The sequence below is a fragment of the Pseudomonas sp. HY7a-MNA-CIBAN-0227 genome, assembly GCF_040310325.1.
GTDB lineage: Bacteria > Pseudomonadota > Gammaproteobacteria > Pseudomonadales > Pseudomonadaceae > Aquipseudomonas.
Map to the genome: position 1 here is coordinate 186,734 of NZ_JBEOPT010000010.1, position 12,640 is coordinate 199,373.

10 protein-coding genes are annotated in these 12,640 nt (G+C 60.2%); 7 read left to right on the top strand and 3 right to left on the bottom strand.

Annotated features, from left to right (window positions below):
* Positions 1 to 42: 42 nt before the first annotated feature.
* Together AAEZ06_RS18220 and edd are read right to left on the bottom strand one after the other, a co-directional pair.
* Positions 43 to 999: a glucokinase gene (locus AAEZ06_RS18220; RefSeq protein ID WP_149411937.1), complete on the bottom strand. Its 957-nt coding sequence runs from the start codon at positions 997 to 999 to the stop codon at positions 43 to 45.
* A complete protein-coding gene (gene edd, locus AAEZ06_RS18225) occupies positions 996 to 2,822 on the bottom strand; it encodes a phosphogluconate dehydratase (protein WP_149411936.1) in 1,827 nt (608 codons plus the stop codon). The genes AAEZ06_RS18220 and edd overlap by 4 nt, the downstream gene beginning before the upstream one ends.
* A 222-nt stretch (positions 2,823 to 3,044) precedes the next feature.
* Between edd and gap the strand changes: the two genes are divergently transcribed.
* From gap to AAEZ06_RS18260, 7 genes are all read left to right on the top strand, one after another.
* Positions 3,045 to 4,046, top strand: a complete 1,002-nt coding sequence (gene gap / locus AAEZ06_RS18230) for a type I glyceraldehyde-3-phosphate dehydrogenase (protein WP_149411935.1) — start codon at positions 3,045 to 3,047, stop codon at positions 4,044 to 4,046.
* A 136-nt stretch (positions 4,047 to 4,182) separates the two neighbouring features.
* Entirely contained in the window at positions 4,183 to 4,701 is a 519-nt protein-coding gene (locus tag AAEZ06_RS18235) for an RNA polymerase sigma factor (RefSeq protein WP_149411934.1), read from the top strand.
* A gap of 82 nt (positions 4,702 to 4,783) precedes the next feature.
* A complete protein-coding gene (locus AAEZ06_RS18240) occupies positions 4,784 to 5,752 on the top strand; it encodes a FecR family protein (RefSeq protein ID WP_149411933.1) in 969 nt (322 codons plus the stop codon).
* A 116-nt stretch (positions 5,753 to 5,868) separates the two neighbouring features.
* The gene (locus AAEZ06_RS18245; protein WP_149411932.1) at positions 5,869 to 8,454 is read left to right on the top strand and encodes a TonB-dependent receptor; all 2,586 of its coding nucleotides are present in this window, start codon (positions 5,869 to 5,871) and stop codon (positions 8,452 to 8,454) included.
* 142 nt (positions 8,455 to 8,596) lie between these two features.
* On the top strand, positions 8,597 to 9,205 hold the full coding sequence (locus AAEZ06_RS18250; protein WP_149411931.1) for a biliverdin-producing heme oxygenase: 609 nt from the start codon (positions 8,597 to 8,599) through the stop codon (positions 9,203 to 9,205).
* 81 nt (positions 9,206 to 9,286) lie between these two features.
* On the top strand, positions 9,287 to 9,688 hold the full coding sequence (locus AAEZ06_RS18255) for a YbaN family protein (protein WP_149411930.1): 402 nt from the start codon (positions 9,287 to 9,289) through the stop codon (positions 9,686 to 9,688).
* A gap of 143 nt (positions 9,689 to 9,831) precedes the next feature.
* Positions 9,832 to 11,970: a methyl-accepting chemotaxis protein gene (locus tag AAEZ06_RS18260; RefSeq protein ID WP_149411929.1), complete on the top strand. Its 2,139-nt coding sequence runs from the start codon at positions 9,832 to 9,834 to the stop codon at positions 11,968 to 11,970.
* Here the strand turns inward: AAEZ06_RS18260 and AAEZ06_RS18265 are convergent.
* Positions 11,967 to 12,530, bottom strand: coding sequence for a nitroreductase family protein (locus AAEZ06_RS18265; RefSeq protein ID WP_149411928.1), 564 nt, complete (start codon positions 12,528 to 12,530; stop codon positions 11,967 to 11,969). The genes AAEZ06_RS18260 and AAEZ06_RS18265 overlap by 4 nt on opposite strands.
* Positions 12,531 to 12,640 lie beyond the last annotated feature (110 nt).

The window sequence follows — 12,640 nt, forward strand, 5'->3', positions numbered from 1 at the left end:
ACGGGTTTGATAATTCGTTGTTCTTGCGGGCCTCATCGCGGGCTATGTAAATGCCTGCTCCAACGCAACTCCAGCACCGGTCAACCCGGAATACGGCGCGGTCACCAGCCATACCGGAATGCCTTTGAAGTAGTCGCTCATACAGCCTTTGTCGCCAAAACTCTTGGCGAAACCACTGTTGATAAAGAAGTCGGCAAACCGCGGGATCACTCCACCGACGATGTACACCCCGCCACGTCCACCGGTGGTCAGCACGTTATTACCGGCCACACGCCCCAGCCAGATACTGAACTGGTCCAGCACTTCCAGGGCAATCGGATCACCCGCAAGGCCAGCGGCAGTAATGGCCTCGGGAGTTTCCAGGACAGCCTCGTGACCATCCACCGCACAGATCGCCCGGTACAAACGCGGCAACCCGCCACCGCTCAATACGGTTTCAGCGCTGACATGGCCGATCTCGCTGTAGATGTGTTGCCACAGCTGGGTTTCCCGTGGGCTGCTCAAAGGCAGGTCAACATGACCGCCCTCCCCCGGCAACGCCGCCCAACGGCCGGCACCCAAGTCCAGCAAAGTGCCAACACCCAGCCCAGTACCCGGCCCGATCACCACCGCCGGGCGCAATGGCTCGGGCGTGCCTTCGCAGACCACACGAAATTCATTGGGCTGCAAACGGGTCATGCCCAAAGCCATGGCCGAGAAATCATTGACCAGCAGCAGTTCGTCCACCTGCAAGGTTTTGCAGAAGGCTGTTTTGCTCAGGCGCCAATGATTGTTGGTAAATTTAAATTCATCACCGCTCACCGGCCCCGCCACCGACAGGCAGACCGCGCCGATGGAGCCAAGCTCCAGGCCTTCCTCCTTGAGGTAAACCTTGATGGCTTCCTCGGGACTGGCGTGATCCGCCGTGGCATGCACACGGATCGAACGCAGTTCCTGATCTCGCCACAACGCAAAACGGGCGTTGGTACCACCGATATCACCGACCAGGGCCAGTTTCACTTGAGTGTCTCCAGGGCAGAAGTAAAGGCGCTGGCGCCCTGCTCTGCGGAGCTTGCGGCCAGGCGCATAAATGCAAACAGCTCGCGGCCTGCGCCCACGTTGTTACCCAAGAGGCCCGTGGCAGGCGCGCGCGCTGCAAATTCTTCGGCGTCCACCTTAAGTTCCAGGGTGCCTTTGACGCCATCGACGCGAATAATATCGCCATCTTTTACCCGCGCCAGCGCACCACCACGCTGAGCCTCAGGGCTGACATGAATCGCGGCAGGGATCTTACCCGAGGCGCCGGACATCCGCCCATCGGTGACCAACGCCACCTTGAAGCCGCGATCCTGCAGCACGCCGAGGAACGGCGTCATCTTGTGCAACTCCGGCATGCCATTGGAGCGCGGGCCCTGGAAGCGCATCACCGCAACAAAGTCCTTCTCCAACTGACCGGCCTTGAACGCATCGGCCAAGTCCTGTTGATCCTGGAACACCACGGCCGGCGCTTCGACGATTTGATGTTCGAGGGCCACGGCGGAGACTTTCATCACGCCACGGCCGAGGTTGCCTTCCATCACCCGCAAGCCGCCTTCCGGAGAGAATGCACGGGCCACGGGGCGCAGGATGGTTTCGTCGAGGCTTTCGATGGGCCCCTCGCGCCAGACCAGTTCGCCGTCCACCAGGAACGGTTCCTGGGTGTAACGGCTCAGGCCAAAACCTGCGACGGTGTTGACGTCTTCGTGGAGCAGACCAGCTTCCAGCAGCTCGCGGATCAGGAACGACATGCCACCCGCCGCCTGGAAGTGGTTGATGTCAGCTTTGCCGTTCGGATAAACGTGGGACAGGGTCGGCACCACTTCGGAGAGGTCGGCCATGTCCTGCCAAGTCAACAGAATGCCCGCCGACATGGCGATAGCCGGCATGTGCAGAGTGTGGTTGGTGGAGCCGCCAGTGGCGTTGAGGGCGACGATGGAGTTAACCAGGGATTTTTCGTCGACGATTTCGCCAATCGGCATGAACGCGCCGTTTTGCTTGGTCAGGCGTGTGACCTGGTGCGCGGCTTCGCGGGTCAGGGCGTCACGCAGCGGCGTGTACGGGTTGACGAAGGACGCGCCCGGCAAGTGCAGGCCCATGACTTCCATCAGCAATTGGTTGGTGTTGGCGGTGCCGTAGAAAGTGCAGGTGCCGGGGCTGTGGTAGGACTTCATCTCCGATTCCAGCAGCTCTTCGCGGGAGGCCTTGCCTTCGGCGTAGCGCTGGCGCACGTCGGCCTTCTGTTTGTTGGAAATCCCCGATGGCATCGGCCCGCCCGGGACGAAGATCATCGGCAGGTGGCCGTAGCGCAGGGCGCCCATCATCAGGCCGGGAACGATCTTGTCGCAGATCCCCAGCATCAGCGCAGCGTCGAACATATTGTGGGACAGCGCTACCGCCGTGGACATGGCAATCACTTCGCGGCTCAGCAGGCTCAGCTCCATGCCGGGCTCGCCCTGGGTCACGCCGTCGCACATGGCGGGCGTGCCGCCAGCGAACTGACCGACGGAACCGATCTCGCGAAGGGCCTTCTTGATTTGCTCGGGGAAGTGTTCGTACGGCTGGTGGGCCGAGAGCATGTCGTTATATGACGAAACTATTGCCACGTTGGCGGCGTTCATCATCCGCAGGTTGTTCTTGTCTTCGGTACCGCAACCGGCCACGCCGTGGGCAAAGTTGGCGCATTGCAGCTTGCCACGCATCGGACCGTCGCTGGCAGCGCCGCGAATGAGCGCAAGGTAAGCCTCACGGGTTGCACGGCTACGGGCGATAAGCCGTTCGGTGACCTCAAGTACGCGGGGATGCATGTGTAGAACTCCAGGCTAACGGATGTGGCGACCTGAGTGCCTATGCTGGTCAAAAGCCCGCCGCGAAGAGCTTGGCAGGGTGTTACTTGACCAATCGGACCAGTTGATTCAGGTCACTCGTTGTTGAATGAACAAAATATTGCCACTAAAAAGGCTTGTTTTCTATTTTTATGCGAATAATCTTGTAATTCTTACAACAAATCGACGACAGGCGCTTTTCAAATGACTCTTAGAATCGCAATCAATGGTTTTGGCCGTATCGGCCGTAACGTCCTGCGCGCACTTTATACCCAAGGCTATCGTCAGGATTTGCAGATCGTCGCCATCAACGATCTGGGTGACAGCTCAATCAATGCTCACCTGCTTAAGTACGACACCGTCCACGGCACTTTCGATGCAGAGGTCTCTCACGATCAGGAAAGCCTGACCGTCAATGGCGACCGGATTGCCGTCAGTGCCATTCGCAACCCGGCCGACCTGCCGTGGGCCGCCGAGAAAGTCGACGTAGTATTCGAATGCACCGGTATGTTCACCGACCGCGCCAAGGCCGCCGCCCATATTACCGCTGGCGCGCGCAAGGTGATCATCTCGTCCCCGGCCAAGGGCGCTGATGCCACCGTAGTCTACGGTGTGAACCACGATATCCTGCGTCAATCCCACCAGATCATCTCCAACGCGTCCTGCACCACCAACTGCCTGGCACCGGTGGCCCAGGTGCTGCACCGTGAGCTGGGCATCGAAAGCGGCTTGATGACCACCATCCACGCCTACACCAACGACCAGAACCTGACCGACGTCTACCACACCGACCCGTACCGCGCCCGTTCGGCCACGCAGAACATGATCCCGAGCAAGACCGGTGCGGCCGAAGCCGTGGGCCTGGTGCTGCCGGAACTGGCGGGCAAGCTGACTGGCATGGCCGTGCGAGTGCCGGTAATCAACGTGTCGCTGGTGGACCTGACCGTGCAGCTCAAGCGCGAAGCGTCGGCAGATGAGGTCAACGCCCTGCTCAAGGAAGCCAGCCAGCATTCGAAAGTCCTCGGTTACAACACCCTGCCGCTGGTTTCCAGTGACTTCAACCATAACCCGTTATCGTCGATCTTCGACGCCAACCACACCAAATCCAGCGGAAAGTTGCTTAAAGTGCTGGCCTGGTACGACAACGAATGGGGCTTCTCCAATCGCATGTTGGATAACTGCCTGGCGCTCTGCAACGCCGAATAACCCGCAATCTGTTAGAGGGGCTGTTGTGGCGAGGGGGTTTGCTCCCTCGCCACAATGATCTGCGACACACTCTGCTACTTGCCATTTTCGTTGATGATAAGCATTATCATTCGCCGAAAATCGGTCTGGTATCACTGTGAGTCAATCTCGCTTCAATCAAGTCTTCCTCAGCCAGCGGGTGATTCTGCTGCGCACCTTGCAGCGGATGGTGAATAACCACAGCACCGCCGAGGACCTGCTGCAGGAAACCTACCTGCGCGTCACTCGGGCTCTTAGCGAGAGACCGATCGATCACCTCGAACCGTTCGTCTTCCAGACTGCGCGCAACCTGGCGCTGGATCACCTGCGCTCACGTCGGGTCCAGGCCCGAACGCTGCAGGAAGGTGTCTCGATGAAGATCCTGCAAAGCGTCGCCTCCCCTCTCAGCACACCTGAAGATGCAACCCACGCCGAACAATTGCTGGAGCACCTGAGCGTCAGCCTCGGCCAGTTGAGCGCCCGCCAGCAGCAGATTTTCATCCTCAGTCGCCTGCACGGTTGCAGCTATCAGGAGATCGCCGACCAGCTCGAAGTGTCCTTGAGCACCGTGCAAAAGGAACTGAAATTGATCATGGCGATCTGTGTGGGTGTGGCTGAACGGCTCGATCGCCCTTAAGCTTTGTCAGGACAAGCCGACAGACTTGTCGCTCTACTATGTAAGACATTGAATAAAACGTGGCGAAGACCCGAGGAACACCGTGACGGACCCGAAAAAACTGCGTCCCCATGAGCTGGCTCATGAGGTGTTGCAAGATACGGCCATGGACCAAGCCCTCGACTGGCTGATTGCGTTGCAGTGCCCACAGCCTGGCCAGCAGGCCGAGTTCCAGACGTGGCTGGCCGCCGACCCGGCCCACATTGCGGCCTTCGCCAAAGCACAGGCGGCCTGGGGTGGTGCGCCGGTGCACAGCGCCGCCGTGGCCCTTAATTCGCCACGTAAGCCCAGCGCCTGGCGCCGCATAAAACCTCACTGGAAACCCTTGGCCACCGCCGCCGTATTGCTGTTGGGGCTGTTCAACTTCAGCAATCTGCCGGTGCGCCTGCAAGCGGACCACCTGACCGTGGTCGGCGAGCGCCAGCGCCTGCAACTCCATGACGGTTCCAAGGTGTTGCTCAATACCAACTCGGCCTTCTCCAGCACCATCAATGACCATCAGCGCATTGCCCGCCTGTATCAAGGCGAAGCGTTTTTCGAAGTAGTTGCCAGCCGTGGCGCGCCCCTGGAAATAGACGCCGGCCCGGTGCGCGCCAGCGTGAACGACACCGCGTTCGCCGTGCGTTACCTGAACGGCGAGGCCCAGATCCAGGTCCAGCGTGGGGATGTCGACCTGAGTAGCACGTCTGGCAACGCCCGGGTCCGCCTGAGCGCCGGTGAAAGCATCCGCATCGGCCCCAAGGGCTTCGGTCAACCGGCCAGGCTCGATGCCGATAAGGAACTGGCCTGGGTCCAGGGCCGGCTGATCTTCGAAAACTGCCCGATGAGCGAGGTTCTAGCGGAGCTGCGACGCTATTACCCCGGCTTGATCATCAACAACAATGACAAACTCGCCAGCGTCGCTGTCACCGGCAACTACCGCCTGGACCAGCCACTGGACGTAGTACGCTCCCTGGCCCATATCACTTCGGCCAAGCTCTCGGAATTCCCGGCGTTGGTCATTCTCAACTGAGGCCAATTATTTTTACTCGATAGTCATCCGTGGTACGTCTCGTCATAGTCAATGCAACTGATTCGCATTTGTGTCAGTTCGCAACTATAAGATTCGTCTCTTGCGGAGCGCTTTCGATGTCTTCTCGTTTCAACCGGTCCTCTTCTCCCGCCCGTCGCCACGGCCTGTCCTTGCTGACCGCTGCCATCCTGCTGGCAGGCAGCCAGGTTGCCCCGGTCATGGCCGCCACCAGCGACGAGCCTGCCAGGCACAGCAACGCCAACTACAGCTTCAGCATCGAGCAGCAATCCCTGGTGTCGGCGCTAAACGCCTTTACCTCCGTGACCGGCTGGCAAATCGGCCTGCCCGCCGAATTGGGCGCGGGGGTTTCCTCCCCAGGCGCACGCGGGGCGTTGACGCCGGAAAAAGCCCTGGACCGGCTGTTGGTGGGGACCAACCTGAGCTACCGAAAACTGGGCAATAACAACATCGTCCTGGAAAAGCGCGCGGCGGGTAGCGCAATCACCCTGCAACAAATGACCATCAGCGCCACCCGCCAGGAACAGGAAGTGAGCACCGTTCCCAGCACCGTCAGCGTGCACAATCGCCAGGAACTGGACCGCCAGAACGTCAATAACATCCGCGACCTGGTGCGTTACGAGCCAGGCGTTTCGGTCGGCGGCGCCGGTACCCGCTCCGGCAACGCTGGCTACAACATTCGCGGCATTGACGGCGACCGCATCCTGACCCAGGTCGACGGTGTTGAAGTCCCGGACAACTTCTTCAACGGCCCGTACGCCAAGACCCGCCGCAACTACGTCGACCCGGAAATCGTCAAACGCGTGGAAATCCTTCGCGGCCCGGCATCGGTGCTGTACGGCAGCAGCGCCATCGGCGGCGCGGTGAGCTATTTCACCCTCGACCCCGACGACATCATCAAGCCCGGCCAGGATTTCGGCGCTCGCCTGAAGACCGGCTACAGCTCCGCCGACGAAAGCTGGCTGACTTCCGGCACCATTGCCGGCCGCGTCCAGGACTTCGACGGTTTGCTGCATTTGAGCCAGCGCAACGGCCACGAAACCGAATCCTACGATGGCAACAACGCCACTGGCCTGGAGCGCACCGGTGCCAACCCGGAAGATGCCCGCACCACCAACGTGCTGGCCAAACTGGGCTGGAACTATGCCGAAGATTCCCGCCTGGGGCTGACCTACGAGAAGTACAAGGACGATCGAGACATCAATCAGAAAAGTGTGGTGGGCGGACCATTCAACACGGGGCGCCCAACCAACTACTACCGCGCCCGCTCAGGCAACGACACCATCACCCGTGAGCGTTTCGGCCTGGAAAACAGCTTTGCCCTCGACTCGCCGATTGCCGATCATGTGAAGACAAGCCTCAATTACCAGATCGCCAAGACGGATCAGACCACCGCAGAAATCTACCAGACGTCCCGTCGCGTGTTGCGCACTCGCGAGACGCTCTACGAAGAAAAACAGTGGGTGTTCGACGCTCAGTTGGACAAGGCGTTCAACATCGGCGAAACCAACCACCTGCTGACCTACGGCACTACACTCAAGCAGCAAAAAGTTACCGGCTCGCGGGCCGGCGAAGCTAGCTGCCTGGCGGTCGGCGGTGGCTGCACGGCCATCGGTGCACCGAGCCCGATACCCGCCGACAGCGTGGTCAAGGCCAGCGATTTCCCCGACCCAACCATCAACAGCTACAGCGTGTTCGCCCAGGACCAGGTCAGTTGGAACGACTGGACCTTCCTGCCTGGCGTGCGCTACGACTATGTACAACTCAAGCCCAAGCTGACCGAGGAGTTTCTCAACACCGTCGACCCACAAAGGATCGACGAGCACAGCGACAAGGCAAAAACCTGGCATCGCGTCTCGCCCAAGTTCGGCCTGACCTATGCCCTGACCGAGCAATACACCTGGTTCGGCCAGTACGCCGAAGGTTTTCGCACTCCGTCGGCCAAGGCCTTGTACGGACGTTTTGAAAACCTCGCTGAAAATTACATCGTCGAACCCAATTCGGGCCTCAAGCCGGAAACCAGCAAAAGCTATGAAACCGGGATTCGCGGCAACTTTGAGTCCGGGAATTTCGACGTGGCAGTGTTCTACAACAAGTACCGCGACTTCATCAACGAAGACGCCTCTGTTGCAGGCAGCACGATCGAAGCGTTCCAGGCCAACAACATCAAGCACGCCACCATCAAGGGCGTGGAAGTCAAAGGTCGCCTGAGCCTCGATGCGTTTGGCGCGCCGCAAGGCTTGTACACCAAGGGCTCGATTGCCTACGCCCACGGCCGCAACAACGACACCGGCGAGCCGCTCAACAGCGTCAACCCGCTCAAGGGCGTGTTTGGCCTGGGTTACGACCAGGACACCTACGGTGCGCTGGTCAGTTGGACCCTGGTGAAAAAGCAGGATCGCGTCGACAGCAAAACCTTCTTCTCCCCCGACGGCAACAAGGCCAACGGCCCGTTCAAGACTCCAGGCTTCGGCATCGTGGACCTGACTGGTTTCTACAAAGTCACCGATGAGGTGACCATCAACGGCGGCCTGTACAACCTGACCGACAAGAAATACTGGAACTGGGATGACGTGCGCAGCTACGACAGCGTCGGCGAAGCCGGCGTGACCTCCCCTGCCAGCCTGGACCGCCTGACTCAACCAGGCCGCCACTTTGCGATCAACTTGATCTGGGATATCTGATACGTGGCGCCTCACCCCTGCAGTTTTATCACTGCCAGGGTGAGGATTTTTTACTGTAACGCGTCTTCTTGTTCGTCTAGTTCATAACAGCCTGGCATTTTCTATTGCGCAGCAAGGCGCTTCCTCCCCTCAAGGACACCCCATGACCGCTTCCCCTACCACCGAACGCCCAAGCCTGCGCTCCCAACGCCTGAACCAGATCACCCACTCGCCGCATACCAAGCTCGACGCCCTGGTCAAGGCCCATGCGCCATTTGAAACCCAGGCCAACTTCGCCCGTTTCGTGGTCGCGCAGTATCTGTTCCAGTCGGAACTGGTGGCGCTGTATAACGACGCAGAGTTGATCAAAATCGTCCCGGACCTGGCCGAACGCTGCCGCGCCGACGCCGCCAAGCTGGACCTGGCCGACCTGGAAACCGAAGTCCCGGCCCCGGTGGCTGGCGCTGTAAAAAACCCGAGCAAGGCACAAGCCCTGGGTTGGCTGTTCGTCTCCGAAGGCTCCAAGCTGGGCGCGGCGTTCCTGATCAAGCGTGCCGTCGGCCTGGGCCTGAGCGAAACCTTTGGTGCCCGTCACTTGGGCGAACCGGCCGGTGGTCGTGCCGAAGGCTGGAAGAGCTTCACCCGCACCCTCGACGCACTGGAGTTCACCCCCGAAGAGGAAGCCGACGTGGAAAAAGGCGCGATTGACGCGTTTGTGCGCTTCACCGTGCTGCTGGAGCAGGCATACGCTACCACCGCAGAATTAGTCTGATTCCCTTGTAGGGGCAGCCGGTCGACGCTCGATTGCTCGCTCCTACATAACGAACCTTTCCTCCATACAAACCCCACCCAAATGACCGGCAAAACCCAATCCTCCTCAAAAATCGCCCGTGTGCTGTTCGGCCTGCTGGCCTACGTCAGCCTGGGGATAGGCCTGATCGCCATCGTCGTGCCAGGGCTGCCCACCACCGAATTCATCCTGCTGGCCGCCTGGGCCGCCACCAAAAGCTCGCCGCGCCTGAGCGCCTGGCTGGAAAACCACCGATTGTTCGGGCCGATTCTGTTCAACTGGCGCAACGGCAAGATCATCGCCCGCCGGGCCAAGGTCAGCGCCACCGTAAGCATGTTGCTGTGCGCAGGCTTGATGCTGGTGATGCTCGACCACGGCTGGCCGATCTACCTGGCGATTGCCGGGATGAGCCTGGGCAATCTGTGGATCTGGTCGCGGCCGGAACGCCTGCTGCAAACCTCCTAACAAATCATCTACCACTCATCGCCTCCCCCTCATGAATTATCCACCTGCGCCGATGTTCCGGGCATAGCGCCGAATGGACTTGGCACCTTGAGTCAGCCACAGACTCTGCTTGCATTCCAATAAGTCCATACGCGAGTAATCCTATGTTCGACACGCTCTCCATCCGCTTGAAAATCGTGCTGTTGTCTGGTCTCTGTCTGCTGGGAGTGATCGCACTGATCGTCGGTATGAACATTTACCAAACCAACCAGAACGATGAGTTGACCAGTGCGTCCAGTTCGCGAATGCTCACCGCCAGCGTGGAAAACCTGCTGCAGGCCAAGGCCGCCGAACAAGCGGCGCAAGTGCAAAAAACCTTTGGCGAAAACCTGCTGGTGGTCACCGCCCTCGCCGATCAGGTCAAGGACTTGCGCAACATGGCAGTCAAGCGCGCCCTGGAGCCTTCGATCCTGCGTGAAGAACTCAACCAGAGCCTGAAGACTGCCTTCGAACGCAACACCAAAGTGCTGGGTATCTGGCTGTCCTTCGAACCCAATGCTCTGGATGGCAAGGACAGTGAATTCATCAATGACGCCGTCCGTGCCTCCAACGAAGCCGGGCGTTTCTCCAGCTACTGGAGCCGCGCCGGCGGTGAAAGCGAAAACACGGTAATGGTCGAGGAAGACCTGACCAAGACCACCCTCAACCTCAGCGGTACGCCCTACAACATCTGGTACACCTGCCCACGGGATAACAAGCGCACTTGCCTGTTGGACCCGTATGAAGACACCGTGGCCGGCAAGTCAATGCTGATGACCACCATCTCCCTGCCCCTGTTGGTGGACGGCAAGGTAATCGGCGTGATCGGTATCGACATCGCCCTCAATGCCCTGCAATCCGCAGCCGACGCATCGCAACGCGAGTTGTTCGACGGTGCCGGGCACATGCAGATTGTTTCCGGCAACGGCCTGTTGGCCGGCTACAGCGGCCAGGCGGACAAGGTCGGCAAGAATATCGGCGATCTCCTCGGTACCGAGGGCAAGGACATCGTGCAATTGCTGGCCAATGACAACCGCAAGATCCTTGAACAAGGCGAATTGATCCGCTCGGTTTACCCGGTCAAACCGATTGCCAACGCCAAATCCTGGGGCGTGATCATCGATCTGCCCAAGCAGGTGCTGCTGGCCGACTCGGTAAAACTGCAAGCGGTACTCGACGAGGCCCAGGCCAGCGGCACCCTCAAAGCCTTGTTGGTAGGCGCCGCTGCTGGCCTGCTCGGCTTGTTGCTGATCTGGCTGACCGCTACCGGCGTAACGCGGCCGATCAACAGCGTCGCGGTCATGCTTAAGGAAATTGCCAGCGGCGACGGCGACCTCACCCAGCGCCTGGCTTATGCCAAGAAAGATGAACTGGGGGAATTGGTCAGCTGGTTCAACCGTTTCCTCGACAAGCTGCAACCGACCATCGCCCAGATCAAGCAGAGCATCACCGAAGCCCGCGGCACCGCCGACCAGTCTTCGGAAATTGCCCGCCAGACCAGCGAAGGCATGCAGGTGCAGTTCCGCGAAATCGACCAGGTGGCCACCGCTTCCAACGAGATGAGCGCCACCGCCCACGACGTTGCTAACAGCGCGTCCAGTGCCGCCAATGCCGCACGCGGTGCCGACCAGTCGGCGCGCGAAGGCATGCAGATCATCGAACGCAGCACCCGCGACATCACCACCCTGGCCGAGGAAGTCAGCAAGGCCGTGACCGAAGTCGAAGCCCTGGCGGTCAACAGTGAGCAGATCGGTTCAGTGCTGGAAGTGATCCGCAGCATCGCCGAACAAACCAACCTGCTGGCCTTGAACGCAGCGATTGAAGCGGCGCGAGCCGGGGAAAGCGGTCGTGGCTTTGCGGTGGTGGCCGATGAAGTACGCAACCTGGCCAAGCGCACCCAGGACTCAGTGGAGGAAATTCGCCTGGTGATCGAGCGTATCCAGAGTGGCACCCGTGGCGTGGTAGCAACCATGCATTCGAGCCAGAGCCAGGCGCAGAACAACGCCGGGCAGATCCATCAAGCGGTGCAGGCCCTGGGCAAGATCAGCGATGCCGTGACGGTGATCAGCGACATGAACCTGCAAATCGCCAGCGCCGCCGAGCAGCAGAGCGCCGTGGCCGAAGAGGTCAATCGCAACGTCTCGGCGATCCGCACCGTAACCGAAACCCTCACCGGCCAGGCCACGGAGTCGGCGGCCATCAGCAGCCAACTCAATGCCCTGGCCAATCAGCAAATGAAGCTGATGGACCAGTTTCGGGTTTAAGCCCCGGTCCAGGCGCTGACAAACTGCGCAAGGTCTTCTTTTGGCGCCGTGCGCGGCGGGTTTTGCGAGGTGCCCAGGTAGAGGAAGCCGATGACTTCCTCGCCTTCGCCCAATCCCAAACCTTTAGCCACGTGGGCCGAGTAGGACAGCTCACCGGTGCGCCACACCGCGCCAATCCCCTGGGCATAGGCCGCCAGCAGAATCCCATGGGCAGCACAGGCCGCAGCCAAACGTTGCTCGGACTTGGGCACATTGAAGTGCTCCTGCAAGCGAGCAATCACCACCACTACCAGCGGCGCACGCAGCGGGCCGGCCTGGGCCTTGTCGACAAAGGCCTGGGGCGCTTCGGGGTCTTGCAGGCGCGCGGCTTGAGCCAGCAGCGTGCCCATTTGCTCACGGGCCGGGCCTTCCACGGTCAGAAATCGCCAAGGCCGCAGTTGGCCGTGATCCGGCGCACGCATGGCCGCCGCGAACAGTACTTCGCGCTGCTCGGCGGTGGGGGCCGGTTCCAGCAGTCGCGGCACGGAAACACGGTTGAGCAAAGCGTCGAGAGCCTGCATTGGCCACCTCCAGAGAAAAATGTGCGGTCATTCTAGCGGGAATGAATCGGATACCACCAAACGATAATTGCTCTTATTCAATCCGCCCTGCCCTGTTAGACTTTGCGCCC

Excerpts from the sequence above, each read along its gene's own strand:
- edd (WP_149411936.1), bottom strand. The coding sequence starts at position 2,822 with ATGCATCCCCGCGTACTTGAGGTCACCGAACGGCTTATCGCCCGTAGC.
- gap (WP_149411935.1), top strand. The coding sequence starts at position 3,045 with ATGACTCTTAGAATCGCAATCAATGGTTTTGGCCGTATCGGCCGTAAC.
- AAEZ06_RS18245 (WP_149411932.1), top strand. The coding sequence starts at position 5,869 with ATGTCTTCTCGTTTCAACCGGTCCTCTTCTCCCGCCCGTCGCCACGGC.
- AAEZ06_RS18250 (WP_149411931.1), top strand. The coding sequence starts at position 8,597 with ATGACCGCTTCCCCTACCACCGAACGCCCAAGCCTGCGCTCCCAACGC.
- AAEZ06_RS18255 (WP_149411930.1), top strand. The coding sequence starts at position 9,287 with ATGACCGGCAAAACCCAATCCTCCTCAAAAATCGCCCGTGTGCTGTTC.
- AAEZ06_RS18260 (WP_149411929.1), top strand. The coding sequence starts at position 9,832 with ATGTTCGACACGCTCTCCATCCGCTTGAAAATCGTGCTGTTGTCTGGT.
- AAEZ06_RS18265 (WP_149411928.1), bottom strand. The coding sequence starts at position 12,530 with ATGCAGGCTCTCGACGCTTTGCTCAACCGTGTTTCCGTGCCGCGACTG.